General features: G+C 53.1%; 28 protein-coding genes and 1 riboswitch. Of the genes, 21 read left to right on the top strand and 7 right to left on the bottom strand.

Annotation, left to right across the window (positions count from 1 at the left end):
* Positions 1-136: 136 nt before the first annotated feature.
* Positions 137-451: a hypothetical protein gene (locus ACN1CO_RS15765; protein WP_419139756.1), complete on the bottom strand. Its 315-nt coding sequence runs from the start codon at positions 449-451 to the stop codon at positions 137-139.
* 164 nt (positions 452-615) lie between these two features.
* On the opposite strand from ACN1CO_RS15765, the gene ACN1CO_RS15760 reads away from it, so the two are divergent.
* Entirely contained in the window at positions 616-789 is a 174-nt protein-coding gene (locus tag ACN1CO_RS15760) for a hypothetical protein (RefSeq protein ID WP_419139755.1), read from the top strand.
* A 33-nt stretch (positions 790-822) separates the two neighbouring features.
* Here the strand turns inward: ACN1CO_RS15760 and ACN1CO_RS15755 are convergent, their stop codons facing one another.
* Both ACN1CO_RS15755 and ACN1CO_RS15750 read right to left on the bottom strand, forming a co-directional pair.
* The gene (locus tag ACN1CO_RS15755; RefSeq protein WP_419139754.1) at positions 823-1773 is read right to left on the bottom strand and encodes a hydroxyacid dehydrogenase; all 951 of its coding nucleotides are present in this window, start codon (positions 1771-1773) and stop codon (positions 823-825) included.
* Positions 1773-2465, bottom strand: a complete 693-nt coding sequence (locus ACN1CO_RS15750) for an RraA family protein (protein ID WP_419139753.1) — start codon at positions 2463-2465, stop codon at positions 1773-1775. Before ACN1CO_RS15750 ends, ACN1CO_RS15755 begins: the two co-directional genes overlap by 1 nt.
* 173 nt (positions 2466-2638) lie before the next feature.
* On the opposite strand from ACN1CO_RS15750, the gene ACN1CO_RS15745 reads away from it, so the two are divergent.
* The 4 genes from ACN1CO_RS15745 to ACN1CO_RS15730 all read left to right on the top strand — a co-directional run bounded on the left by ACN1CO_RS15745 (position 2639) and on the right by ACN1CO_RS15730 (position 6419).
* Positions 2639-3349: an IclR family transcriptional regulator gene (locus ACN1CO_RS15745; protein ID WP_419139752.1), complete on the top strand. Its 711-nt coding sequence runs from the start codon at positions 2639-2641 to the stop codon at positions 3347-3349.
* A gap of 279 nt (positions 3350-3628) precedes the next feature.
* On the top strand, positions 3629-4609 hold the full coding sequence (locus ACN1CO_RS15740) for a DUF1852 domain-containing protein (RefSeq protein ID WP_419139751.1): 981 nt from the start codon (positions 3629-3631) through the stop codon (positions 4607-4609).
* A 27-nt stretch (positions 4610-4636) separates the two neighbouring features.
* Positions 4637-5668, top strand: a complete 1032-nt coding sequence (locus tag ACN1CO_RS15735; protein WP_136196319.1) for a methionine synthase — start codon at positions 4637-4639, stop codon at positions 5666-5668.
* Between the two features lie 301 nt (positions 5669-5969).
* On the top strand, positions 5970-6419 hold the full coding sequence (locus tag ACN1CO_RS15730) for a GNAT family N-acetyltransferase (RefSeq protein ID WP_419139750.1): 450 nt from the start codon (positions 5970-5972) through the stop codon (positions 6417-6419).
* 1 nt (position 6420) lies between these two features.
* Here the strand turns inward: ACN1CO_RS15730 and ACN1CO_RS15725 are convergent, their stop codons facing one another.
* A complete protein-coding gene (locus ACN1CO_RS15725; RefSeq protein WP_419139749.1) occupies positions 6421-6999 on the bottom strand; it encodes a helix-turn-helix domain-containing protein in 579 nt (192 codons plus the stop codon).
* Positions 7000-7062: 63 nt separating this feature from the next.
* Between ACN1CO_RS15725 and ACN1CO_RS15720 the strand changes: the two genes are divergently transcribed.
* The 3 genes from ACN1CO_RS15720 to ACN1CO_RS15710 all read left to right on the top strand — a co-directional run bounded on the left by ACN1CO_RS15720 (position 7063) and on the right by ACN1CO_RS15710 (position 8856).
* Positions 7063-7572: an N-acetyltransferase family protein gene (locus ACN1CO_RS15720; protein WP_419139748.1), complete on the top strand. Its 510-nt coding sequence runs from the start codon at positions 7063-7065 to the stop codon at positions 7570-7572.
* A gap of 134 nt (positions 7573-7706) precedes the next feature.
* Complete coding sequence (locus tag ACN1CO_RS15715) at positions 7707-8336, top strand: LysE family translocator (protein ID WP_419139747.1); 630 nt, start codon at positions 7707-7709, stop codon at positions 8334-8336.
* Positions 8337-8427: 91 nt separating this feature from the next.
* The gene (locus ACN1CO_RS15710; RefSeq protein WP_419139746.1) at positions 8428-8856 is read left to right on the top strand and encodes a GFA family protein; all 429 of its coding nucleotides are present in this window, start codon (positions 8428-8430) and stop codon (positions 8854-8856) included.
* Positions 8857-8871: 15 nt separating this feature from the next.
* Here ACN1CO_RS15710 and ACN1CO_RS15705 read toward each other — a convergent pair whose 3' ends face one another.
* The gene (locus ACN1CO_RS15705; protein ID WP_419139745.1) at positions 8872-9420 is read right to left on the bottom strand and encodes an AAA family ATPase; all 549 of its coding nucleotides are present in this window, start codon (positions 9418-9420) and stop codon (positions 8872-8874) included.
* A gap of 204 nt (positions 9421-9624) precedes the next feature.
* Between ACN1CO_RS15705 and ACN1CO_RS15700 the strand changes: the two genes are divergently transcribed.
* The 8 genes from ACN1CO_RS15700 (at position 9625) to ACN1CO_RS15665 (ending at position 16082) form a co-directional block, all read left to right on the top strand.
* Positions 9625-10512 carry a hypothetical protein gene (locus ACN1CO_RS15700; RefSeq protein WP_419139744.1) on the top strand — a complete coding sequence of 296 codons (888 nt, stop codon included), beginning with the start codon at positions 9625-9627 and terminating at the stop codon, positions 10510-10512.
* A 152-nt stretch (positions 10513-10664) separates the two neighbouring features.
* Positions 10665-11783 (top strand): alkene reductase, encoded by a 1119-nt coding sequence (locus ACN1CO_RS15695; protein WP_419139743.1) that lies wholly within the window; start codon positions 10665-10667, stop codon positions 11781-11783.
* A 16-nt stretch (positions 11784-11799) separates the two neighbouring features.
* Positions 11800-12114, top strand: a complete 315-nt coding sequence (locus ACN1CO_RS15690; RefSeq protein WP_419139742.1) for an ArsR/SmtB family transcription factor — start codon at positions 11800-11802, stop codon at positions 12112-12114.
* Between the two features lie 246 nt (positions 12115-12360).
* On the top strand, positions 12361-12906 hold the full coding sequence (locus ACN1CO_RS15685; RefSeq protein WP_419139741.1) for a cysteine hydrolase family protein: 546 nt from the start codon (positions 12361-12363) through the stop codon (positions 12904-12906).
* A 63-nt stretch (positions 12907-12969) separates the two neighbouring features.
* Positions 12970-13089: riboswitch (TPP riboswitch) on the top strand.
* Positions 13090-13220: 131 nt separating this feature from the next.
* A complete protein-coding gene (locus tag ACN1CO_RS15680; protein ID WP_419139740.1) occupies positions 13221-14165 on the top strand; it encodes an FAD-dependent oxidoreductase in 945 nt (314 codons plus the stop codon).
* The gene (gene thiS / locus ACN1CO_RS15675; RefSeq protein ID WP_419139739.1) at positions 14149-14346 is read left to right on the top strand and encodes a sulfur carrier protein ThiS; all 198 of its coding nucleotides are present in this window, start codon (positions 14149-14151) and stop codon (positions 14344-14346) included. The genes ACN1CO_RS15680 and thiS overlap by 17 nt, the downstream gene beginning before the upstream one ends.
* A gap of 2 nt (positions 14347-14348) precedes the next feature.
* On the top strand, positions 14349-15104 hold the full coding sequence (locus ACN1CO_RS15670; protein WP_419139738.1) for a thiazole synthase: 756 nt from the start codon (positions 14349-14351) through the stop codon (positions 15102-15104).
* Between the two features lie 9 nt (positions 15105-15113).
* Positions 15114-16082, top strand: coding sequence for a HesA/MoeB/ThiF family protein (locus tag ACN1CO_RS15665; protein ID WP_419139737.1), 969 nt, complete (start codon positions 15114-15116; stop codon positions 16080-16082).
* A gap of 9 nt (positions 16083-16091) precedes the next feature.
* Here ACN1CO_RS15665 and ACN1CO_RS15660 read toward each other — a convergent pair whose 3' ends face one another.
* Together ACN1CO_RS15660 and ACN1CO_RS15655 are read right to left on the bottom strand one after the other, a co-directional pair.
* Positions 16092-16505 carry an ASCH domain-containing protein gene (locus tag ACN1CO_RS15660; protein WP_419139736.1) on the bottom strand — a complete coding sequence of 138 codons (414 nt, stop codon included), beginning with the start codon at positions 16503-16505 and terminating at the stop codon, positions 16092-16094.
* Positions 16506-16728: 223 nt separating this feature from the next.
* The gene (locus ACN1CO_RS15655; RefSeq protein WP_419139735.1) at positions 16729-17271 is read right to left on the bottom strand and encodes a DsbA family protein; all 543 of its coding nucleotides are present in this window, start codon (positions 17269-17271) and stop codon (positions 16729-16731) included.
* Positions 17272-17589: 318 nt separating this feature from the next.
* Between ACN1CO_RS15655 and ACN1CO_RS15650 the strand changes: the two genes are divergently transcribed.
* From ACN1CO_RS15650 to ACN1CO_RS15630, 5 genes are all read left to right on the top strand, one after another.
* Positions 17590-17859 (top strand): hypothetical protein, encoded by a 270-nt coding sequence (locus ACN1CO_RS15650; RefSeq protein WP_419139734.1) that lies wholly within the window; start codon positions 17590-17592, stop codon positions 17857-17859.
* Positions 17860-18277: 418 nt separating this feature from the next.
* A complete protein-coding gene (locus tag ACN1CO_RS15645; protein WP_419139733.1) occupies positions 18278-18868 on the top strand; it encodes a fimbrial protein in 591 nt (196 codons plus the stop codon).
* A 55-nt stretch (positions 18869-18923) separates the two neighbouring features.
* Entirely contained in the window at positions 18924-19592 is a 669-nt protein-coding gene (locus tag ACN1CO_RS15640) for a molecular chaperone (RefSeq protein ID WP_419139732.1), read from the top strand.
* Between the two features lie 58 nt (positions 19593-19650).
* Positions 19651-22167, top strand: coding sequence for a fimbria/pilus outer membrane usher protein (locus ACN1CO_RS15635; protein ID WP_419139731.1), 2517 nt, complete (start codon positions 19651-19653; stop codon positions 22165-22167).
* A 16-nt stretch (positions 22168-22183) separates the two neighbouring features.
* Complete coding sequence (locus ACN1CO_RS15630) at positions 22184-23293, top strand: fimbrial protein (RefSeq protein WP_419139730.1); 1110 nt, start codon at positions 22184-22186, stop codon at positions 23291-23293.
* The last annotated feature ends 148 nt before the right edge of the window (positions 23294-23441 follow it).

Below are 23441 nucleotides of genomic sequence, written 5' to 3'. Positions count from 1 at the left end.
AAACGACTTTTGCTTTCCGCTACTGCTCGCCAGCCATATAGCTACCCGCACACATCAATGTCGCTGCCACAAGAAAACTCTCCGTACAACAAATAAGAAATCCTCCCCGCTCAGTGAACTGACGGGGAGGACTTTTTTAATTATGTACTTTAACTGGTGTGCATTTCGGTGTTGTGACGACAGGTTCCTGCCCCAGGATCCCCGGGATCATCTGCGACTGGCAATCGAAGGTACGGCCTTTGTCAGTTGTTGCACGATAAGACAGCATCTGCGAGCCCAGCGAATCCGGATTAGTGGCAGAGACATTCGTTACAGTAATTTCATCAGAAGAACCCAGACCCAGCATTTTTGCCGTCTCAGCCTGCAAGGGAGGAATGGCTTCATTAGAAGACATGGTGCTACAGCCACTCAATACAAGCAGAGAACAAATAACAAAGAGCTTTTGTTTCATGATTTTTTCCTAGGATTTTAAAGATAGAGGTTAAAAGCAAACAGGTCTGATCAAAAACTGCATAACAGTTTTAAACCGTAACAGATCAAAAAAGCAACATTTTCCGCAAGCTCATTAACATCTATCTCGTTGAAAAATCAGTCGCGCTTAACAGGAACAACATAATGCCGCCCGATCATCCCTTTTATGGGCATCGTTCAATCTGCGTCGCTGTCGTAAACGCAGGGCATCGTATCAACCTGTCTGAAGAATATGACGTTGCAGATTTCGCTCTCTATCCTCGCCCGTTCGCACTCTCCGTCACCACTTATTTTTGGCCGCAACAAAAAGCCGACTAAAACGGATTAAGTCGGCTTATAAAGACCCGCAACTCAGGCTACTGGCGTGGCTTTCTTCAGCGGTTCTGCCAGAACGGTCAGAATATTACTGGCCGCAACGGTGCCCATTTTCACATAGGAGTTATCGCTAACGCCGCCAATGTGTGGCGACAGAATCACCTTCTCGACACTCTGCCAGATGTGCGGGGCCGTCAGCGGTTCAGCAGGGAAGCTGTCCAGTGCGGCCCAGGCGACGGTGCCATTATTCAGCGCCGCTAACAATGCATCGTCATCAATGAGACCGCCTCGTGCGGTGTTCACCAGAATGGCCCCTTTTTTAAACATGGCCAGTTTCTCTGCATTAATCATCTGGCGCGTCTGTTCGGTCAGCGGACAGTGCAGCGAAATGACATCAGCCTGCTGCAGCAGATCGTCAAGAGAGGAAGATTCACACTCATCAGGAAAGGTTTTGGCAAAGGGATCATAGGCGAGCACTTTCATGCCAAAAGCCCGGCCAATGCGGGCAACGCGACCGCCAATCGCGCCCAGTCCGACCAGACCCAGCGTTCTGCCTTCCAGCTCAACGGACTTATGGGTGGACTTGTCCCAGTGTCCCTGACGCATACGCTGATCCAGCGTTATCACCGATTTAGCGCAGGCCAGAATCAGCGCCCAGGTATGCTCGGCCACGGCCGCTGCGTTGGCACCTGGCGCGGACTGCACACTAATATGACGCTCAGCCGCGGCTTTTTGATCGATCACGTCGATGCCGCTGCCGTGTTTGGAAATCACGCGCAGGGCAGGCACGGCATCCATGATACGGGCGTTAATTTTTCCGTAGCGAACGATAATCGCCACCGGATTATGCTGCTGGCAAAGCTGAAACAGGGCGTCTTCATCGGGTTGTTTGCCGGCATAAACAACGTTGAACGCATGCAGCAGGCTGACCGCCTGCGGCGCCAGATCAGCAGCGGTGACCAGAATGACGGGACGTGAGGTTGTCATCACAATGTCTCCCCGTCGGCCAGCATGCCAGCGGTATGCAGAGCTTTCTCTAACCACGGCGCGCGGAGGTCGCCATCACGAATGGCGGCAATGCGGCCGATCTCAAAATCCAGTTTTTTCTGCGCCAAAACGATCAGCGCAGGAACCTCTTCACGTGGCAGAACGACCACGCCATCAATATCACCGATAACGAGATCGCCCGGCTGAATGGCGGCACCCGCGACAGAAACAGGGAAGTTAACGCGTCCCGCAACAGACTTGGTCGGTCCGCAGGGATTCAGACCTGCAGAGAAAACCGGGAAGCCGTTAGCGCTGAGTGAATCCGCGTCACGCACCGCGCCATCAATAATAATTCCGGCGATGCCAGAGGCAGCAGCCTGGGTAGCCATGATCTCACCAATCAATGCACAGCTGATATCGCCTTTACCATCGACCACAATCACATCGCCAGGTTTAGCAATTGCCAGCGCAACGTGAATAGCCAGGTTATCACCCGGACGGACTTCAACGGTGATAGCAGGGCCCGCGACTTTCATTGTGGTGGAGACGGGTTTAATGCGGCCATGCAGCGTTCCACGACGTCCGGCCACATCGGCGAGTATTGCCGCCTGAAACTGAGCAGCCTGTTTTACGAGCTCTGGCGCGACACGGGTAATGTCGCGATTGATGAAGGTATTCTCTGCATTGGGCATAGATCATTCCTCTGTCGTTTTACCAGGTACAATCATGTTGTACAATATAAAACAACTATATCTATGTTAATTCCGATCGCACCAGTGTTAAGCGTTCATTTGTGATGTAAACACGATGTGAATCACAAATTGCGCGGTAAACTGCCTGCCGTCGCACACAGGAGGACGTACCGATGGGGAATGAAGGCGTAATTGCCGTAGAAAAAGCGCTGGCGCTGCTGGATTGCTTCAAACCTGGCGAGGAGTCGCTGACGCTTACCGCCCTGGCGCAGCTGTCGGGCTACCATAAAACGACGGTTTATCGCCTGATGAACTCACTTGAGCGCATGAACTATGTGATTCGCCGCGACAACGGCGTTTACACTCTGGGGCCAAGACTGCTTTATCTGGGCAAGCTCTATGAGCAGTCTTTTCATCTGGCGAGTATTGTTCAGCCAGAACTGCATGCTCTGGCGACCGCGACGGGTGAAAGCGCCTCATGGTATGTGATTGAAAATGAGCAACGACTCTGTCTTTTCAGGGCAGAGCCGTCGGAAGGACTGCGCGAAACGCGCCTGCCGGGTACTTTCCTGCCGCTGGATAATTCTGCCATCGGACAGGTCCTTCGCTACTGGGGGCTAAACGAACCTCTGTTTGACGCCGCACCTGAACTTCCGCTGTTCACGTCGGGTATGCGCGATCCACATATCGCCGCGTTCTCTGTACCGGTGTTTGGCGAAAATGACAAACTGATCGCGGCGCTGGCACTGACCGGGCCAGCATCTCGCCTGACGCAGACAACGTGTGACGGTGGCTTGGGTAAACTGATGAAAGAGGTGGCCAGCAGGCTCTCTGTAAAATCAGGCGCACACAAAGTGATGTGCGATAATTTTTATAAAATCTAGCGGTCAGTTTAACCCGCCTGCTGCGGGGCTTTTTACACAAGGATTTGACCGCCAGTGTTAAAAGCCTCGCTCTCTTCATGAAAAAAAGCCCACTTTCCTGCCTCAACATGAATTTCCTTCATGTTCGTTGAAATTTAATCACTTTTTTTCAACTCAGTGTTGAGGCATAAAGTAAGAATTGTTAATAACTTTGAGTCATATGAATGCTTGTTAAGGGATAACACCTCTGGATAACCCTTAAGCAACCTTTCATATCAGCGACCAGGATACCCGATAGCGATGAAAAACTTAGCCTTTACCCTTAAGCGCATTCGTTTCGACGAAAACTATAACCCTTCGAAAAATACGCGGGCGACGACTAACTTCGCTAATTTAGCGCGCGGCGAAAAACGACAGGAAAATCTGCATAACGCCCTGGCGATGATCGACAATCGTTTTAACGCGCTGGCGCACTGGGACAATCCAAAAAGCGATCGCTATTCAGTCGAGCTTGAGATTATTTCTGCTGAGCTGAATCTGCGTCCCGAAAGCAGCGACGAGCTGTTCCCGGCGATTGAAATTCTGAAAACCCATATCTTGGATCATCAAACTGGTCAGCGCACAGAGGGAATTGTCGGCAACAACTTCTCATCCTACGTGCGTGATTATGATTTCAGCGTCGTGCTGGCAGAGCACAACAAAGGCCAGACAGAATTCAGTCTGCCGGATGATTTTGGTCAGCTGCACGGCAATATTTTCAAAAGCTTTGTGAACTCAGCGGCCTATAAAGAGAGCTTCAGTAAATCTCCGGTTATCTGCCTGAGCGTATCGAGTAAAAACACCTACGTGCGCACCGGTAATCAGCATCCGGTACTGGGCATCGAATATCAGCAGGATGCGCCTTCCCTGACCGACTTTTATTTCGGAAAAATGGGCCTGAAAGTGCGTTTCTTTATGCCGCAGGGCAGCGTTGCGCCTCTGGCTTTCTATTTCCACGGTGACCTGCTCGGTGATTACACCAACCTTGAGCTGATCAGCACCATCAGTACGATGGAAACGTTCCAGAAGATCTATCGCCCGGAAATTTATAACGCGAATTCTGCAGCCGGACAGTGCTATCAGCCTACGCTGCAGCATCAGGATTATTCGTTAACCCGCATTGTTTACGATCGCGAAGAGCGCAGCCGACTGGCCGTCGAGCAGGGCAAATTTACTGAGGCGCATTTCATTAAGCCTAATCAGACACTTCTCGCGCAATGGTCTGCTGAATTCGTTCTTTGATTAATTAAAAATAGAAGGTCACCTGCTATGAAAACCTTATTACCGACATCCACCGCTGGCAGCCTGCCTAAACCTTCCTGGATAGCACAGCCAGAGGTGCTCTGGTCACCCTGGAAATTGCAGGATGACGAGTTAGTTGACGGCAAAAGAGATGCACTGCGTCTGTGTCTGGACGATCAGGTTCGGGCCGGTATCGATATCGTCAGTGATGGCGAGCAAACCCGTCAACACTTCGTGACGACCTTTATTGAGCACCTCAGCGGCGTGGATTTCGAAAAGCGCGAAGTGGTTCGCATCCGTAATCGTTACGACGCCAGCGTCCCGACCGTGGTGGGTGAAGTCTCACGTCAGAAGCCCGTGTTTGTTGAAGATGCGAAAATCCTGCGTAAGCTGACCGATCGTCCTATTAAGTGGGCGCTGCCGGGGCCGATGACGATGATCGATACCCTTTATGACAACCACTATAAAAGTCGCGAGAAGCTGGCCTGGGAATTCGCAAAAATCCTGAATCAGGAAGCCAAAGAGTTAGAAGCCGCGGGCGTGGATATCATTCAGTTTGACGAGCCTGCGTTTAACGTCTTCTTCGATGAGGTGAATGACTGGGGTATTGCTGCGTTAGAGCGTGCCATTGAAGGTCTCAAGTGCGAAACCGCCGTTCACATCTGCTACGGCTATGGCATCAAAGCGAATACCGACTGGAAGAAAACGCTGGGTACCGAGTGGCGTCAGTATGAAGAGGTGTTCCCAAAACTGCAGCGTTCGGCTATCGATATCGTTTCACTGGAGTGTCAGAACTCGCGCGTTCCGATGGATCTGATCGAGCTGATTCGCGGTAAAAAAGTCATGGTCGGTGCTATCGACGTGGCGACCCATGAGATTGAGACGCCTGAAGCCGTGGCTGAGACGCTGCGCAAAGCGCTGCAGTTTGTGGATGCTGAAAATCTCTATCCTTCAACCAACTGCGGCATGATCCCGCTGCCGCGTCAGGTTGCGAATGGCAAACTGCATGCGTTGAGTGCGGGCGCAGAGATTGTCCGCAGAGAGATTCTGGGGAAATAATCTTTCCTGAGCAGGCTCAGTCCGGCTGGTGATTTGTTTGCTGTAAATCAAAAGCCGGACTGAGTATTTATCCATGTGCCTGGCACTGGAATGCACCCGGATATGTGCCAGCAATAATTAAGCGCCACTACCCATCTTCTGCAACTTCTCTTTTCCCGCCCCCTCATTTTTAAAAATATCTTTCATCCTGATCTCTTGCTAACAGAGCCATGCTATATCTGATATGAGATCAGGGATGTCACAGCATGTTCAGGCTAACCTGATGTTTAACGATATTAGAAATCAGGGAAAGGAATGGAAGATGAACACCGTATATGAATGGCGCAATAGCTCATATCTGATCAGCACCGACAAGAAAAAATTAGACCAGAAGGCTATCCATCAGTATCTGACACGTTCAACCTGGGCGGCAGGTATTGATATCGATACTGTCGCCATGTCCATAGAGAACAGCCTGACATTTGGCGTCTTTGATGATGATTCACAAATAGGGTTTGCCCGATTGATTACCGATTATGCGACCTTCGCTTACCTGTGTGATGTTTATATTCTGGAAGCGTATCAGGGCAAGGGGCTGAGCAGATGGCTCATGGAATCTGTTCATGATCATCCGGTTTTCATAAAACTGCGCAGAATCCTGCTGTGTACCACTACGGCGCCCTGGCTTTATGAAAAGCTCGGTTATGAACCCGTTAACCGCGAGAACTTTATCTGGACGATTACGCGGCCTGATATTTATGCCGCTAAATAACTCAGACGGGACGCAGGACGATCACGGCGTATCGACACGCCTTGCTGCTGTTATTTCTGAAGACGCAATCAGCCGGATCGCCCAGTTCCAGACAGTCCCCAGCGGCCATTTCATAAGTGCTGGACCCTGCCTCAAACGTCAATGACCCTTCCAGTACCCATATCAACTGGCGTCTTGAAATATAGGAAATAGCGGGCATCGGCACAGCGGTATTGGCTGGTAGTTCGACACTGACCAGATCGACCGGCATCTCACCTGGTGAAACGTGCCGGCGCAGATAGCCGGTTTCAGGATCCTGCCATACCGGCTGGTTTTCATGCCTGACCAGCGTGCCGGTTTGCACCTCGGTCTGGGCCAGCAGCTGCGAGATGCTCATGTCAAAAGATCCCGAGAGGCGCGCTAACAGGACCGCCGTCGGGCTGCTCTCTCCACGCTCAATTTTATGGATCATCGCCCGCGAAACACCGGAATGATCAGCCAGCTCAGTCAGTGACCAGCCGCGTTTTTCTCTCTCTTCTTTGACCTTTTGTCCAATACGGATATTCAGGTTGTCTTCTTTGCTGGACATTTCATCTAACATAATGGATAACTATCATAGTGTACAATTCATCTACTTTAGTGAATGGGCAAAGGGGTGTCTACTATGATTATTCGTGCGGCTAATGAAAGTGATGCAGATGTAATTGCTGAGATCTATAACGATGCGGTACTTAACACCACGGCCATCTGGAATGAAAGCCGGGTCGATGTGGCTAACCGCATCGCATGGATACACAGTCGTCAGCAGGCGGGTTTTCCTGTGATTGTGGCCGCTGACGATGAAGATAGCGTGCTGGGATATGCTTCATATGGTGACTGGCGGCCCTGGGATGGATATCGTCACACCGTTGAGCATTCTGTTTACGTTCATAAAAACGCGCGCGGACAAGGCATAGGTGATGCCCTGATGCGGACGTTAATTCAGCTTGCCTGTGAGGGCAAAAAGCACGTGATGGTGGCGGGCATTGAATCAGAAAACAGGGCATCCATTATGCTGCATAAAAAGCTGGGTTTCGCTGAAGTGGGCACCATGAAAGAAGTCGGTAATAAATTTGGGCGCTGGCTGGATCTGACATTTATGCAGCTGCGACTGGATGACCGCAGTCATCCCTGACGATCAGCGCCTTAGAGTAAATGCGCTTGTGGGGGCAGACAGCTTCGGTCAGTTGAACGGCAGTGTGTGAATAAATTGTAAATTCATACGCCTGCCGATATAACAGAGTGATAACCCCCACCGCAGAGAAAATCATGGCGCTTTCACAAGAGTTAATCCTGATCTTCACCACCTATTTTGTTGCCACGGCGAGTCCCGGACCGAGCAATATGGCCATTATGGGCACGGCAATGAAAAAGGGCAGAGGTGCTGCACTGGCGCTGGCGGCGGGTGTGGTGACTGGGTCGATGATCTGGGCACTGCTGGCCGCCTGCGGTGTACTGACCGTGCTGGCAACCTTCGCACAGTTGCTGATTGCGTTAAAAATTGGCGGTGGTTTATATCTGCTCTGGCTGGCGTTTAAAGCGGGCAAATCTGCTTTGCGCCGGACGGAAGCCAGTGACTTTACCGCCAGCGATGAGCGGGTCGCGTATGGCAGGCTGTTCCGTCAGGGCATCCTGCTGCATATCGGCAATCCCAAAGCCATTCTCACCTGGGTGGCGATTATGTCATTTGCGCTGAAGCCGGAGGGGATCGCTTCAACGCTACCGATCATTCTCTGCGGCTGTGCGGCCATCTGCGTTTTTGTATTCGGCGGTTACGCTCTGCTGTTCTCAACCGCTGTGATGAGCGCCTTTTACCGTCGGATTCGTCGTGGACTCGATGCGCTGTTAGCCTGTTGCTTTGGTCTGGCTGGGCTGAAACTGTTATTCAGCCGTAGCTGATTACGATCAGGAATGACCGATAGTTACCCGCTGCTGTTTCAGAACCGAAAATACCAGGCAATCCCTCAATCCCAACCCACAAGGCGATCTAATGAAAGGAGCATGTCTGTGTGAAGCCGTGACTTTTGAATTAGCAGTCACCCCCGAACGCTTTTATCGCTGCCACTGTTCACTGTGCAGAAAGCAAAGCGGAACCGGCTTCAACCTGGCGACGCTGGTGAATGAGGCGGACTTTAGCTGGCTATCCGGTGAAAGTCAGATCGCTTCGTGGCGAAAACCCACAGGTTATCGCAACGATTTTTGTTCCAGTTGTGGCTCTACCGTACCTAACCTGTTGCGTGGTAAGCCTTATATCTGGATTCCGGTGGGTTTACTCAATGATCCTGCCGATATGCAGTGCATTGGGGATTACTGTAACGATGACGCAATGCCCTGGGACACAACCCGTTCAGATACAAAACATACCGGGCCAGTTGAATCGCTGAATGCGCTTCTGGCGAGCTTAAAGCTCGTTGATTAATCGCAGTTGCGTGGGTTACTGATTTTTCAGTTTTAAGCCCCAGTATTCCAGACAGGCTTTAACATCACCTGAAGATTGAAGCAGAAGTTTTGGCAGTCTGGCCTGGTCGTAAAGCTTCTTATGGCGCTGCCGATTTTGCGGGGCAGTGTGGATAATATATTTCAGCATCTCAATGGTCATATGCTCTCTGCTCTTTCCGATACCGCCAATTCGCGGTGTGGAGGAGTAGCACCTGCGAATATACCGAAGCAGCGCCACTGGCACTTTTATATCGAGAAGAATTAATCCTGTGGCACGAGTGAGTCTCTCTTCAATGCACTTTGTGTAATTCCCATCCATTACCCATTTTTCCTGACTCACCGCGTCAGCATGTAAACGGAGAAACTCTGCCGGTGCTGTGGGAACCCACTGACTTTCCGGAATATGGTGAAGTTGATCCAGATGAACAACGGGTAAGGCTGTTTTGCGGGAAATAGCATCAGCCAAGGTCGATTTTCCGCTGTTCGACGGGCCCATAATACAAATACGTGGCCCGAGCGCTTCTAAAGAAAGTGTATTAATCACAACTCTTCCTCTGAATTTCCTTGTCAGGATGCGCTGATCTGCTGGGGGCCAGCTTAAGATATCTGAACCCATGATGAAATAAAGTCATGTCGTCCTACCTTAAACCTAAAAAAGTTGCCTGAATCACGGATTGAATATATCCCCGTAAAGATTAGTTACATCCTGCCGATTAATTGTTCAACCAGACAAACCGTAGAGGGCATTATGGGGTTAATCAGTGGCGTTACCACAGACGTGGCAAGAGGATATACAACCACGCTCATCACACCAAATAGAGTATCGGACAGCATTATAGAAAGTATCACCGCTAAAGAGTTACCGGCCAGCGTGGTGGTGATCTCCCCCGAGGCAAGAGCGCGCCTGCTACAGGCCAGGGATGAGCCTATCTCAGCTGAGCAACAGGAAAAAAATCTCAAGGCACTGGCAGAGTTAAAGTCATCCGATCAGGGGCCATCCGTTAACCTCGGCTATGCCCTGTTCAACGATCCCAACACCAGCTGGGATGCCAGCACATTGAGTCCGCTTCTGAGTATGACGGCTGACAATACGCAGAGTGCGATGGATGACTTTGCTGCTGCCTTACATCAGGTACTGATTGAAGGGCAGGTGGGGCGTGGTCAGTATGATAACAGCGATACTGCTGAAGCCATGGCGCTGACCCTGACTCAGTCTAAGCTCCATACATTGATTGATAAATATGTCTCTGGATCCCATCAGCAACAGGCGACTCACATCGCTGACCAGATGATAAACATCAAAGTTGCTATTCGTACCAGCGCGATGTTGTCGGGCGCTCAGGATACGCTGACATTAGCGATGCGTTATGGCACCCGCGACATGCAGGATAGTGCACGTGATAATCTCAAAGCGTTTGAAAACGGCACCGCACGGCCCCAGGTTGAGCTGAACGGCATGATGAAAGCCATGAACTCGGGCAGTGATATAGACTCTGTATTCAGTACCTTTGCGTCAATCATCCGTGCAACGCCTAACCCTGGCAATGCTGCACAATCGTCTATTGATACTGCGTTGAAGCAACTGGATATCTATCGGCAGCAGTGGCAGGCGTTCACTGAAAAATACGCTTCATAATGTCCTGATGATCCTGCAGCTGGCCTGAAGGCGATGTCTGCAGGATCCCCCCTCTGATACTTTGTCCCTGAACAAAAAGCACAGATTACACATTTACAAATTTAAATGTATAAATATAATGGCGCCTCTTAAACATCAGAGGACTTTTTGTTATGCCGTCACTTTTTACCCCCCTGAACCTGGGCGATCTAAAACTTCGCAACCGCATTGTCTTGCCACCCCTGACACGCTGTCGCAGTGAACAGCCGGGCAACATTCCCGGCGAGTTGATGGTGGAGTATTACCGCCAGCGTGCCAGCGCGGGACTGATGGTCACCGAAGGCACCCAGATTGAGCCTCGCGGGCAGGGTTATGCATGGACGCCGGGGATCCACAGCGACGCGCAGATCGCGGGCTGGAAAAAGGTTACCGAGGCGGTACATCAGGAAGGTGCCACGATTTTCTGCCAGCTCTGGCATGTTGGCCGCGTATCACATAATGAACTTCAGCCAGGTAAGCAGCCACCGGTAGCGCCTTCAGCCATCGCAGCCGACAACGTCCGGGTATTCATTGAAACCGGACCAGGCGCGGGGATACTGACCGCACCCAGCGAGCCGCGGGCACTCACCACAGAGGAAGTGAAAGAGATCGTGGCGCTCTACCGGCGCGCAGCGGAGAACGCCAAAGCAGCCGGTTTCGACGGCGTGGAACTGCACTCTGCTAACGGTTATCTGATTAACCAGTTTATTTCAGAACATACCAACTTCCGTACGGATGAATATGGCGGCTCAGCGGAGAATCGTCTGCGTTTCCTGCGCGAAGTCGTTGAGGCGGTCAGCTCAGTCTTTGGTAGCCATCGTGTGGGCGTCCGGTTTGCGCCGCTGTTTTCGAGTACCGACGAAGAGCGCGTCTATCTCGGTCTGGTTGAAAGCGATCCCCACGCGACCTACATCCGTGCCGCGCAACTGCTGAATGAGCTGGAAGTTGGCTATCTCTCGATTGCCGAAGCGGACTGGGATAATAGCCCGGATATGCCAGAGAGTTTTCGCGTCGCACTGCGCGAAACATTCCGATCTCCGATCATCTATTCGGGACGTTACACGGCTGAAAAAGCGCAGCATGTGCTGAAAAAAGGCTGGGGCGATCTGTTTGGTTTTGGCCGTTCGTTTATTGCCAATCCCGACCTGCCTGCGCGCATTCAATCAGGTTATCCGCTGAATGAGGTCGATAATGCCTCCCTGTATGGCGGCACTGAGAAAGGCTATACTGACTATCCTGTTTTTCAATCCTGATACTCTGTGAGGCGGCATGTCCCCCGAAAATGCCCTGAAGTTACTGTCCAATCCAACCCGGGTGGCAGTGCTGAAGTGGCTTAAAAATCCTGAAGAAGCGTTTGCGGGCTATACCCAGCTCTATCCCTTCGATCAGTACGGCGTTTGTGCCAGCCTCATACAGGACAAGGCGGGCTTATCACAGCCCGCCACGTCGTTATGCCTGAAAGCGCTTCACAGTGCCGGGCTGGTCGAAGCCAGCAAAGTCGGGAAATGGACCTATTATCGCCGCGCCGAACCGCGTATTCGGGAAATCACCGACGCGGTGACGCAATCACTTCAGGCGCTTTAAAAGCGTCAGCGTTCAGGGTAATGTAGATTTCAGTCCCCTTGTTCCAGGTGTGACGCCTTACGAATTGATCAACTCAGGATCAGAAAATGTTTATGTCAGTTCTGTCTTTCACAACCGTCACCACCACCGTGCTCAGCGGCGGCGTGGGCGACTCTGTGACTGGCACCTGACACAACAGATTCCCTCTCCCCGCCGAACCGGACGGGGACCTGCTCTCCGTTCTTAAAAACTGAATGGAGCCAGGTCATGATGACATCTGAAAGTGCACTTTTAATCATCGATATGCAGCAGGGCCTTTTTCATGGTCCAGCGGCGCCTTTTGCCGCAGACAACATTCTGTCGAATATCACTCTGCTCATCACCAAAGCACGGCAGTCTGACGTGCCCCTCTTTTTTGCACGCCATATTGGCCCCGATGATTCCCCTTTCAACGAGCAAAGCCCGCTGACCCACCTGATACCGGAACTGCAGGTTAACCCGCAGTCAGATGTCGTCTTTACAAAAAGATATCCCAGCTGTTTCAGAGAGACCGGCCTGCAACTTCAGCTTAAGCAAAGAGGCGTGAAACAACTGGTGATAGCCGGGATGAAAACCGAGTTCTGTGTTGATACCACCTGTCGCGCCGCACCGGAGCTGGGTTTTAAGGTCGTGCTGATTTCCGATGCGCATACCACCGTCGATAATCCGCACCTCTCTGCGGAAAAGATTATTGGTCATCACAATCAGACGCTGGCAGGACCCTTTGTGACGCTGGCAACCGCCGCTGACTGGCCGTCCGGTTCTGCCCGTTAATCCCGCTATTCGGGTTTTGCACCCTGCACGCGGCTTGACGAAGCTGCCCGCTTAACTTACAACTAAACCCGTCAGGGGAGTCTCGCCAGAGAGACTGAGAGGCTAATAGCGCATTGCGCGGCTTAGCGACCCTTAGAACCTGACCCAGTTGATACTGGCGTAGGAAGACGGGTATCGCATCAGATACTTGCCGCAGGGGCGCGATCGCGACGTCTCTGCTTTTCCCCTCCGTATCACGGGTCTTCGTTAACTGATAACGAGGCCACAGTGAAATATCTCATCCTGAATCTCTCTCTTCCTCGCCGGTGGATACCATGAGCCGCTGGTCGGTGCTTGGCAGCGGCGTGGCCGGGCTATGTGTCGCCACACTGCTTGTGGAGCGGGGAGAAACTGTCGAAATCATTACGCAGCCGGACTGTCGTGCCGCCTCACACTGGGCGGGCGGCATGCTCGCGCCCTGGTGCGAAGCGGAAAGCGCGCCGCCGCAGGTGATCGAATGGGGCCAGCACGCGGCGGGCTGGTGGGCGCAACGCGTGGATGGCGTGGAACAGCAGGGCACGCTGGTGGTGGCGCCACCGCGTGACAGCCGCGAACTGACGCGCTTCGCCAGCATGACGCAGCAGCATCAGTGGGTCGCGCCCGGAGAGATTGAACCGGCGCTGGAAAACCGCTTTGCCCGCGGCCTGTTTTTCGCGGCGGAGGCGCATCTCGATCCCCGCCGCGCGATGCAGCAACTGCGCGACAAGCTGCAGCAGGCTGGCGTGTCCCTTCACAGTGGAAAACCCAGCGGCAAAATCATCGACTGCCGTGGCATCCACGCCACGGATGAGCAGCCCACGCTGCGCGCCGTGCGAGGCGAAATGCTGATCCTGCAATCACCTGACGTTCAGCTTTCCCGTCCCGTCCGGCTGCTGCATCCACGCTTTCCCTGCTATCTGGTGCCGCGTGCAGGCGGGCACTTCATGCTGGGTGCCACCATGGTCGAAAGCCATGACAGCAGTCCGATCAGCGCCAGGGCGATGATGGAGCTGCTCAGTGCCGCTTATAGCCTGCATCCGGCGCTGGCCGAAGCGCGCATTGTGGAGAGCGGCACCGGTCTGCGTCCCGCCTACCGACAGAACCTGCCGGAAGTCCGCTATGAAAATGGCCGTTTCTCGCTAAACGGGCTTTACCGTCACGGCTTTTTGCTGGCGCCGATCATGGCTGAAAAACTCATGCTGCAACTCACACAGGAGATGACTCATGCGAGTTCAACTTAATGGACGCACGATTGAAACCGATGCTGGCACGCTGGCAGAGCTTATGACGGAGCAGCAGATTGACCCGCGCACCGTCGCCACAGCACTGAACGGCGAGTTTGTGCCACGCAGCCGTTATGCCAGCCAGATGCTTGAGGCGGGCAGCCAGCTGGAAATCCTGTCACCGATGCAGGGAGGTTAACCATGTTCTATCAATTCACTCCGCAATCCCGCTTTCTGCTCGGCACCGCCGGTTATCCGTCACCGGACATCCTGCATCAGGCGATCGACGCGTCAGGCGCAGAAATTATTACCGTCAGCCTGCGTCGGGAAGGCAGTGAAGGCGGAGCCTTCCGCACGCTGCTGCAACAGCTCAACAAACGTATTCTGCCGAACACCGCAGGCTGCCACACGGTGAAAGAGGCGGTGACGACGGCGCAGATGGCGCGTGAACTGTTCGATACGCCTTGGATCAAGCTGGAAGTCATTGGTCATGCCGACACGCTGCAACCCGATCCCTTTGCGCTGGTGGAAGCCGCGCGGATCCTCTGCGCTGACGGCTTCCAGGTCTTTCCCTACACCACCGAAGATCTGATTGTCGGCGAGAAACTGCTGGAAGCGGGCTGTGAAGTGCTGATGCCCTGGGGCGCGCCGATAGGTTCCGGTCAGGGGCTGCGCAATATCGAAGGGCTGCGCACGATGCGTGCGTGGTTTAAAGATGTGCCGCTGATAATTGATGCGGGCATCGGATCGCCGGGCCAGGCGGCGCAGGCAATGGAGATGGGTTTCGACGGCGTGCTGCTCAACACGGCGGTGGCAAAAGCGCGCGATCCGGTGCGGATGGCCGGGGCTTTTGCCGCCGCGATTCACGGCGGGCACGAGGCGTTTCAGGCGGGATTAATGGAGCAGCGCGACATGGCGTCAGCTTCCACGCCCATTTTTGGTCTGGCACAGTTTTAAGGAGCGGCAATGGAGCGTTATCAGCGACAGACCATGTTGCCGGAGATTGGCGAAGCGGGGCAGCAGCGGCTGAGCGGGGCACGTGTGCTGGTAGTGGGCGCGGGCGGCCTTAGTGCGACGCTGCTGCCGTTACTGGCAGGCGCGGGCGTCGGGTTTATTCGACTTTACGATGGCGATCGGGTCGAGCTGCACAACCTCCACCGGCAGACGCTTTTTGGCATCGACGATGTAGGGCAGTCAAAAGCAATCTGCGCTCAGCGCGCGCTGGCGCAAAGAAATTCTGACTGCCACGTTGAGGCGCATTCACACTCGCTTAGCGCCAGTCAGCTGCCGCAGGCGCTGGAGGGAATCGATCTGGTGGTGGATGCGGCGGATAACTTCGCCATCACTTATCAGCTATCAGACGCCTGTTATCCGCGCGGCCTGCCGCTGATCTGCGCCTCAGTACTGGGTCGCAAAGGCTATGTCGGCGGATTCTGCGGCGGTGCGCCTGGCTATCGCGCGCTGTTCCCGCAATTACCCACGTCGTCAGGGAACTGCAACACGGCTGGCGTGATGGGACCTGCGGTGTCAACGCTGGGCGCAATGCAGGCGCAGATGGCACTGAGCGTGTTGCTGGAACTGACGCCATCGCCACTCGGCTGCATGATCCACTGCGATTTTGTGGACTGGCATGTGCGGCAGTTTCGCTTTGACGATGCGCCAGAACCGGACGCGCCAGGCACGCCGTTTATCGATCTGCCGATGCTGACGGAGGACGATTGCATTGTGGAGTTGCGCAGCGTGGAGGAGGCACCGGTGAGTGTGGCCGGGCAGGTGTTACGGATTCTGCCGCCGCAGATAGCGGCCTGGCAGCCGCCGTCCGATCAGCGCGTGGTGCTGGTGTGCGCCAGTGGTATGCGAGCAGCACAGGCGGCTGAGAACCTCGCCGCGCGGGGTGTTACGCGGCTGGCGCTGATGGCGGCAAACACGCTGTAAGGTGCGGGTTTAGATCACCTCGACCAGCTGGAACGTCTCGAAGATCAGCTCCATTTCGCTGTGGAAATAGCCTTCACGTTCAAAGTAGCGCTGATGTTCCTGCCGCCACTGGTCGAGGCTCAGATCGCCTTCACCCTCCAGCATCGCCATCTCGGGCGTCACGCGATCAAAGCGCGTCAGGAACAATCCGGTGGTACGAATCACGCAAACGGGCTTTTTTTCGCCGTTCAGCACAATGCTGTAACCGCCTGGCTGCGGCAATGCTTCCTGCTCCTGCCAGCTGCGTAACGAACCGCAGGTGGCGACCTTCTTTCCGGCAATAATCAGCGTCGCGAGTTCGCTGGCTAATTCCGGGGAATCACCAAATGCATCTGTGAATGCACCGGGATATTTGTCCTGTATCTGTTCAAGCGTCATCGCCATACGCTAATCCTTAATAAACAAAGCGCCTGACCGGCGTAAATACAGGCCAGCGACGCCGTTAAGATGATGGTGCAGCAGTGTAAATACTGCTGATAGCGGTACAGCTTAACCGGCCTGCTCATGGGAAAACAGGCTTAATTATCAGGATATTGAGATTGCGTGCTTGCTGGATCACAAAGGAGAGAGACAGTGTGGCGCGGCCCGGTGCTGCCGCGCACAAGAACTAACCAGCCAGAACGCTAGCCCAGCGCTCAATGTCGTCACCGCTGCTGAGATCCGGTTGCACCAGACCGTTAACCATAAAGGTCGGTGAAACATGGATACCGTTCTGGCGGGCATATTTGCAGTGCCATTTAATGGCGGTCTGCAGATCAGGCTGATCAAATGCGGCGCTGGCATCCACGCCGCTGTACGCTTTCAGGCGGGCCAGAATCTGATTCGGTGTGGCCTCACGGTTGGGGCCGGTACAGTGATCGGTGAATTCAAACTCTTCACGATGATCGGCCACCGCCTGCATCACCTTCTTCGCCGCCTCTTTACTTTCGCAGGCAGCGGCAAGAATGTAGCGCACAATCAGCCCGGAATAGAGGTGCCATGGCTGTGATTGCAGCCGGATCTTCACGGTAATCTTATCTTCACCGGCATGCGCCAGTAACGCGTCTAATTTATTGAATGTGCGCACCGAAAAAGGACAGGTGGGTTCCAGAAAGACTTCGAAAATCGCCGGGCCGTGGCCCCAGACCAGTGCTTCAGCATGCTGACTCATCAAAAACTCCTCATAGATAAAACGAGACGGGAAGGGTATTTACTCTGGCAAATCCTCTCTGCTTCAGCCAGTTAAGTCTCGGCCGTAATTGTTACAAAAATCAGCAATCAGCCGCTGACCTGCGCGTAACAGGCGACAGGCAGGACCATTAGTCGTTAGAATTATCGGCTTTAGCATTCTCAACAGCTGGGCCTGCATCGCCGCTGATGAGCAGCTATAGTTATCAGCAGAGTTTGCTCTCTCAAATGACGAAGCTATTTCTGCTCCTTCCCTGCTGCCTGTCTGCCCGGAGCCGATAAGCGTTAGAAGAGGTTAATTTTGCATACCGATCTCACCTGGAAAACTCTCCATCGCGTCATTAATCTGACGATCTCTGACATGCTGGATGAGCAGCAGACCATTGATGTGCTGTCACTGCGCATCCGGCTGCATGAGCTGGCTGAACAGGAGGAGGATGAGGTCATGGTGCTCTGTTACTGGCAGGCGAGCAAAATTCTGATGCGACTACCTACCACAGTCACAGTCAGTCAGTTGATGATCGCCGCGCGCCACGCTTTTCGCACGCCGATGGATCATGACCTACTTTAAGTCGCACTGGCTGGCTATTTCATCATCATGAATGATCGTTGCAGGCTATTGTTGAGCATCACTTCTGCGCTATTTCCCACCCGCTGAAAATATATTCCCATTCTGGAATCTATAAATAGTTAAAGTAAATATAAAACACTACAAAGGTAAATATATTATTTTATAAATGAAATGAGTTGTCTGATTAATCCTTTTCTTAAATTCCATAAACTTGATCCAGAACATGAAAATGGTTCGATCTATTATATTGGACCGTAACGAAACGACCTGTTTATCTTTTATATAGCTGTGCAGAGCTAACATATCGCCAACATAATAAACCTCGGGTTTTTATGTTGGCGCATTTTAAAAAATGCATATCTATCCATCAGGTGGCTAATTGCAGCCACTTTGCATGAATTGAAAAGAGACAGGTTTGATGAATATCAGAAAACGTATTCTGCCAGTAGCACTGGCTGGTCTTATGATTTCCGGATCAGTATTAGCAGCAGCGACTGACGGCCCATCACCCATTATTCCAAATCCGGGAACCTCTGCCGGCACACAGGGTGCAGGTGGCGAAGTGAAATTTACCGGTGAAATTACTGATGTTTCCTGTGACGTTTCTACCGCCAGTAAAAGCCAGACCGTTGATTTAGGTAAATGGGCAAAATCGTATTTCGAAAGCCGTACCGAAACTACGGAAACGCCATTCACGATTTCTGTCAAAGACTGCCCGACATCGGTCACCAAAGTGGCCGTACTGTTCGATGGCGATAAAGATAGCGGTGACAATACGCTGCTGAAAGTGGCTGATGGCGGCGCCACCGGCGTGGGCATTAAGCTCTATGAAGCTGACCGCAGTACGGCAATTGCTATCGGCTCTATCTCGGAAGCGGTCAACGTAGTAACGGCCACAGATGGCGGTTCTGCCGACCTGAATTTCTTTGCGGATTACAAAAGTGATGGTGCTGCCATTACCGTCGGTAAGGCTAATTCAGTTTCTAACTTTGTGATGGTTTATAACTGATTAATAGCAGGGGCGACCCTGCTTTCCCTCTCAAATATCAACGGCGTAAATGACTATGTTTAAGTTAATAAGACTTATTTCGCTTTTCTCTGCGTGTATGCTGAGCATGGCTGCTCATGCGGGTGTTGTGATGGGAGGGACGCGTATTATTTTTGCAGAAGGAAAAAAAGAGGCAACCCTTTCCGTCACTAATCAGGATAAAAACACTCCCTATCTGGTTGAATCCTGGATTGAGAATTTTAATTCAGCGGATCACGCCCGCGTGCCCTTTATTGTCACGCCACCGCTGTTCCGCCTGGATGCGGGAAAAGAGAATCTGTTAAGGATTAATTATCTGGGCATGCCGCTGCCGAAAGACCGCGAATCGGTGTTCTGGCTGGATGTGAAATCTATTTCACCGACGCCGCGCGATAAAAGTAATCAGCTGCAGGTCAATATTAAATCAAAATTTAAACTCTTTTACCGGCCAAAAGGACTGGCAGGAAGTCCGGCTGACGCGTGGCAACAACTCTCGTTTCGCCATGAAGGCAACCAGCTGGTAGCGCACAACCCAACGCCTTACTTCGTCTCTTTTTATACGCTCAGCGTTAATCATCACGCCATCAAAGACCCTGGCATGATTGGCCCAGGCGAAGATCGCCAGTGGAGCGTCGCGGATTCCGGTGCTGTCACCTGGTCGGCCATTAATGATTATGGCGGCATCACTGAACAACGTACGCGCTAATTGTTTATTTTGATTTGAATCCGGGGCACCAACAGTGAAAGACATTCTGCACACTCAGATGGAGAAGACAAGGTCCGTGAAACCGCTTTATGCCTCTCCCTGGCTGGCGGGTGTTCCGGGTCTGATGCTGATTCTGTTCTGCCCGTTGCGCGGTGCACGGGCGGATGACTACTTTAATCCGGCGGCGCTGGAGTTTTCCTCCGATCAACATAATGCCGCCGATCTCCACTATTTCGCCCGTGAAGGCGGTCAGCAACCCGGTACCTATCATGTCACGCTGTTACTCAACAACAGAGTCATTGATAGCCGGGATGTCACTTTTGTGCAGGGTAAAAATGGACTGGTTCCGCAACTGACGGCGGAAGAGCTCTCCGCGATGGGGGTGAACATTAAGGGTTTTTCCGCGTTCAGTCATCTGAAGAAAGATGAGGCCATTGGCGAGTTAGGTGATTTCATTCCTGATGCGTCAACAGACTTTGATTTTGCGCACCAGCAGTTAAACCTGTCGATTCCCCAGATTGCGCTGACGCTTAAAGATCGTGATTATGTCGATTCTGCGCGCTGGGATGAGGGCGTGTCTGCAGCTTTTGTGGACTATAACCTTTCTGGCAGCAGCAGCCGCAACGAGAGCGACCGATGGAACTCGACGCTGCTCAGCCTGCGCAGCGGAGCCAATTTTGGCGCATGGCGGCTGCGTAACACCGCCTCCTGGCGCTACGATCTGATGAGCCACTGGCAATCTCAGACCACCTATCTGGAACGCGATTTGAAGGCACTGAAAAGCCAGTTTCGGGTGGGTGATACTTATACGTCTGGCGATGTTTTTGATAGCGTACAGTTTCGCGGTATGCAGATTATGTCTGATGACACCATGCTTCCTGAGAGTCAGCGCGGCTTTGCCCCGGTGATCCACGGCATCGCCCATAGCAATGCACGGGTGACGGTGAGTCAGCATGGCTACGTGATTTATGAAACCGTGGTCGCGCCAGGTGCATTCGAAATCAAAGATCTCTATCCCACCGCACAGAGCGGTGATCTCGACATCACCATCCATGAAAGCGACGGGTCGGTGCGCACCTTCACCCAGCCTTACTCGGCGGTGCCCTATATGCTGCGTCAGGGGCATCTGAAATACAGCATCAGCGGCGGTCGTTATCACTATTCAGGCAGTAACAATCTGCGTTCGCCTGAATTTGTGCAATCCACGCTGTTCTATGGATTACCGCACGACTTCACCGCCTTTGGTGGCGTGCAGCTCGCACAAAACTATCACGCTGTGGCAGCGGGCCTGGGCAAAAGCCTGGGCGATTTTGGCTCAATCGGAACCGATGTGACTGTGGCTAAAACCCGTTTGCCGCAGGAGCAGAGCAGCAGTGGTCAGTCAGTGCGCGCGCAGTATCAGAAAAATTTCGCCTCAACCAATACCACCTTCAGCATGGCAAGCTATCGCTACTCCTCCAGCGGCTTCTATTCCTTCAGCGAAGCCAATGCCATGACCAGTCCGACGAGCTATGTGGCTAATAAACGCAGTCGCTCGGAGATTTCGGTCTCTCAGGGTATGGGTGACTATGGCAGCCTCAGCGCCTCTGCCTATGTGCAGCGCTACTGGCGTTCAAACAGTGAAGATCGCACCCTGCATCTGGGCTTCTACAGCAATTACAAAGCCATTTCCTGGGGAGTCGCCTGGTTTTACACCGACTCAACCGGCGCCCGTAAGGCTGATCGCGCGGTCTCTTTTAATATCTCGATTCCTTTGAGCGCACTGTTACCCGACAGCTCCGTCAGTTACAGCATGAATGCCGGTAATGATGGCAATGTGTCGCAGCAGGTCAGCCTGTCGGGCAGCGCATTGCAGGACAATAACCTGCACTACAACTTGCAACAGGGCCATGATAGCCAGGGACAAAACGTCAACAGCAACGGCTCGCTGGACTATCGCGGCAGTCGCGGCAGCGTCAGTGCCGGGGTCAGTCATGATCGGCACAGCAGTCAGTTTAATTATGCTCTGTCGGGCGGAATAGTTGCGCATAAACACGGCATTACGCTGAGCCAGCCGCTGGGCGACACCTTCGCCATCGTTCGTGTGCCGGGCACGGCCGATGTGGGCATTCAGAGCAACAGCAATGTGGTCACTGATGGTCGCGGCTATGCGATTGTGCCCTCACTCTCGCCTTACCATGAAAATGCCATCGAACTGGAAACGGAAACGCTGCCCGACAATGTTGACGTTGAACTGGATGGACAAACGGCTATCCCGACGCGCGGCGCGATTGTGATGGCAGATTATGCCACCCATGTGGGTAATCGGGTGCTGTTCACGCTTACCTGGCAGGATGCTTTCCCACCTTTCGGTGCAACGGGGCAGATTGCGCTCGCTGAAGAGGGAAAAAACAGCAGCACCAGCGGCATCGTCGCTGAAAAAGGCGAACTCTATCTGAGCGGTGTACCCGCTCAGGGCGTTATTGAGCTGAAGTGGCAGGAAGATGGGGTGCAGAAAAGCTGCCGCGCGCCGTTCCGCCTGCCTGCCGCCAGCGGCACTAATCCGGTCAGACTGGTCTCTGCGGTTTGCCAGTAATTCACAGGAATTTAAGATGAAATCGGTTCAGCGTTTAATGAAATGGGCAATACTGGTTGTCCCGGCACTCATCTGTTTGCCCGCACTGGCGCAGGAGTCCTGTCAGGGTGTCAGTCAGGTGGTGGTGCAGGTGCATAACGTTAATTATGTGCCGGGCGCTGCCGATGGCACGCCGATCTCGGCACAGATGCCGCTACAAAGTGCGAATGCCTTTACCTGTAATAAAAACAGCGGTGAACAGGGCTATAACTACAAAGAGATGGGATTTCAGATTAACGCGGAAGAGTCCGGCTTACAGACCAATATTGCTGGCGGGCACAATACGCCGATTTATCGTCTTGCCGGGGTAGACAGCATCGGTTTCGCTATCGGTTTCAAAGAACCCTCTTATTGCGGCACGGCCTTCTCCGACACGACTGGCAAGGGAAAAACCAGCACCATCTGTAGCTCCCAGACCAGCCCGCAGTTCAGTTCCGCCCACGACATTACCCTTCAGTCCTATGTGGTTTTTTATAAAATTCCGGGTGAGCGATCGCCGCTGAATCCTGGCGATCAGCCAGCGAACGTCGGTGAAGTGAACATTGGCAATGCCAGCATGAAGGTGGGCGACAGCGCCGCCAGCAGCCAGCCGATCAATGACAAGCCGCAACTTTTCCTCTCCAGCTTTACCGTGCAGTATGGCAGCTGTGCCGTTGTCACTTCCCAGTCTGCGATTAATGTGAATATGGGAAAAGTGAGTAAGGCGGAGTTCACCGGCATCGGCAGCCGGGCGGGAAGCCCGAAAGGGTTCCAGATTCAGGTGATGTGTGAGCACAGTGCCGCGGTAAAGGTAGGCTTTTTTGGTATGGCCACTCAGGGTGATAAAGATGCCATCAGCCTGACGCCACAGAGTAATTCTGCTTCCGGTGTAGGCATCGCTCTCACTTATGGGGCAGGTCTGCAGGTCCCTGAAGGGCAGCGGGTACCGCTAAATGTCTCAACCGACCAGTTGCCAGTGCTGACGACCGTCTCCACGCCCAATCAGGCGGCGTCGATGGCGTTTAACGCGCAATATATTCAGACAGACGGCCAGGTGATGGCGGGGAAAGCGGACAGCACCGTCACCTTTAACCTGGTCTATAACTAAGTCACCTGTGCATCACCGGGGCAAGCTGGGTGATGCACGCTCATGCTGATAAAAACACGCTTAGCCCCATCTCCTGCAGTAATCGTTAAAACCCGGCAACCCCGACCCACGGTTTCGCCCAATCTCTGTTAAAATTACCCCTCTGCGC

Origin of the sequence: Pantoea sp. R13S299, from assembly GCF_048515925.1 — a bacterium.
GTDB lineage: Bacteria > Pseudomonadota > Gammaproteobacteria > Enterobacterales > Enterobacteriaceae > Pantoea.
The sequence above is the reverse complement of the archived record's forward strand: the minus strand, read 5'-3'. Positions and strand labels throughout refer to the sequence as shown.

Excerpts from the sequence above, each read along its gene's own strand:
- ACN1CO_RS15685 (WP_419139741.1), top strand. The coding sequence starts at position 12,361 with ATGATGACATCTGAAAGTGCACTTTTAATCATCGATATGCAGCAGGGC.
- thiS (WP_419139739.1), top strand. The coding sequence starts at position 14,149 with ATGCGAGTTCAACTTAATGGACGCACGATTGAAACCGATGCTGGCACG.
- ACN1CO_RS15745 (WP_419139752.1), top strand. The coding sequence starts at position 2,639 with ATGGGGAATGAAGGCGTAATTGCCGTAGAAAAAGCGCTGGCGCTGCTG.
- ACN1CO_RS15690 (WP_419139742.1), top strand. The coding sequence starts at position 11,800 with ATGTCCCCCGAAAATGCCCTGAAGTTACTGTCCAATCCAACCCGGGTG.
- ACN1CO_RS15755 (WP_419139754.1), bottom strand. The coding sequence starts at position 1,773 with ATGACAACCTCACGTCCCGTCATTCTGGTCACCGCTGCTGATCTGGCG.
- ACN1CO_RS15710 (WP_419139746.1), top strand. The coding sequence starts at position 8,428 with ATGAAAGGAGCATGTCTGTGTGAAGCCGTGACTTTTGAATTAGCAGTC.
- ACN1CO_RS15730 (WP_419139750.1), top strand. The coding sequence starts at position 5,970 with ATGAACACCGTATATGAATGGCGCAATAGCTCATATCTGATCAGCACC.
- ACN1CO_RS15665 (WP_419139737.1), top strand. The coding sequence starts at position 15,114 with ATGGAGCGTTATCAGCGACAGACCATGTTGCCGGAGATTGGCGAAGCG.
- ACN1CO_RS15660 (WP_419139736.1), bottom strand. The coding sequence starts at position 16,505 with ATGGCGATGACGCTTGAACAGATACAGGACAAATATCCCGGTGCATTC.
- ACN1CO_RS15715 (WP_419139747.1), top strand. The coding sequence starts at position 7,707 with ATGGCGCTTTCACAAGAGTTAATCCTGATCTTCACCACCTATTTTGTT.
- ACN1CO_RS15680 (WP_419139740.1), top strand. The coding sequence starts at position 13,221 with ATGAGCCGCTGGTCGGTGCTTGGCAGCGGCGTGGCCGGGCTATGTGTC.
- ACN1CO_RS15630 (WP_419139730.1), top strand. The coding sequence starts at position 22,184 with ATGAAATCGGTTCAGCGTTTAATGAAATGGGCAATACTGGTTGTCCCG.
- ACN1CO_RS15750 (WP_419139753.1), bottom strand. The coding sequence starts at position 2,465 with ATGCCCAATGCAGAGAATACCTTCATCAATCGCGACATTACCCGTGTC.
- ACN1CO_RS15640 (WP_419139732.1), top strand. The coding sequence starts at position 18,924 with ATGTTTAAGTTAATAAGACTTATTTCGCTTTTCTCTGCGTGTATGCTG.
- ACN1CO_RS15670 (WP_419139738.1), top strand. The coding sequence starts at position 14,349 with ATGTTCTATCAATTCACTCCGCAATCCCGCTTTCTGCTCGGCACCGCC.
- ACN1CO_RS15635 (WP_419139731.1), top strand. The coding sequence starts at position 19,651 with ATGGAGAAGACAAGGTCCGTGAAACCGCTTTATGCCTCTCCCTGGCTG.
- ACN1CO_RS15735 (WP_136196319.1), top strand. The coding sequence starts at position 4,637 with ATGAAAACCTTATTACCGACATCCACCGCTGGCAGCCTGCCTAAACCT.
- ACN1CO_RS15740 (WP_419139751.1), top strand. The coding sequence starts at position 3,629 with ATGAAAAACTTAGCCTTTACCCTTAAGCGCATTCGTTTCGACGAAAAC.
- ACN1CO_RS15700 (WP_419139744.1), top strand. The coding sequence starts at position 9,625 with ATGGGGTTAATCAGTGGCGTTACCACAGACGTGGCAAGAGGATATACA.
- ACN1CO_RS15725 (WP_419139749.1), bottom strand. The coding sequence starts at position 6,999 with ATGTTAGATGAAATGTCCAGCAAAGAAGACAACCTGAATATCCGTATT.
- ACN1CO_RS15720 (WP_419139748.1), top strand. The coding sequence starts at position 7,063 with ATGATTATTCGTGCGGCTAATGAAAGTGATGCAGATGTAATTGCTGAG.
- ACN1CO_RS15760 (WP_419139755.1), top strand. The coding sequence starts at position 616 with ATGCCGCCCGATCATCCCTTTTATGGGCATCGTTCAATCTGCGTCGCT.
- ACN1CO_RS15645 (WP_419139733.1), top strand. The coding sequence starts at position 18,278 with ATGAATATCAGAAAACGTATTCTGCCAGTAGCACTGGCTGGTCTTATG.
- ACN1CO_RS15765 (WP_419139756.1), bottom strand. The coding sequence starts at position 451 with ATGAAACAAAAGCTCTTTGTTATTTGTTCTCTGCTTGTATTGAGTGGC.
- ACN1CO_RS15695 (WP_419139743.1), top strand. The coding sequence starts at position 10,665 with ATGCCGTCACTTTTTACCCCCCTGAACCTGGGCGATCTAAAACTTCGC.
- ACN1CO_RS15655 (WP_419139735.1), bottom strand. The coding sequence starts at position 17,271 with ATGAGTCAGCATGCTGAAGCACTGGTCTGGGGCCACGGCCCGGCGATT.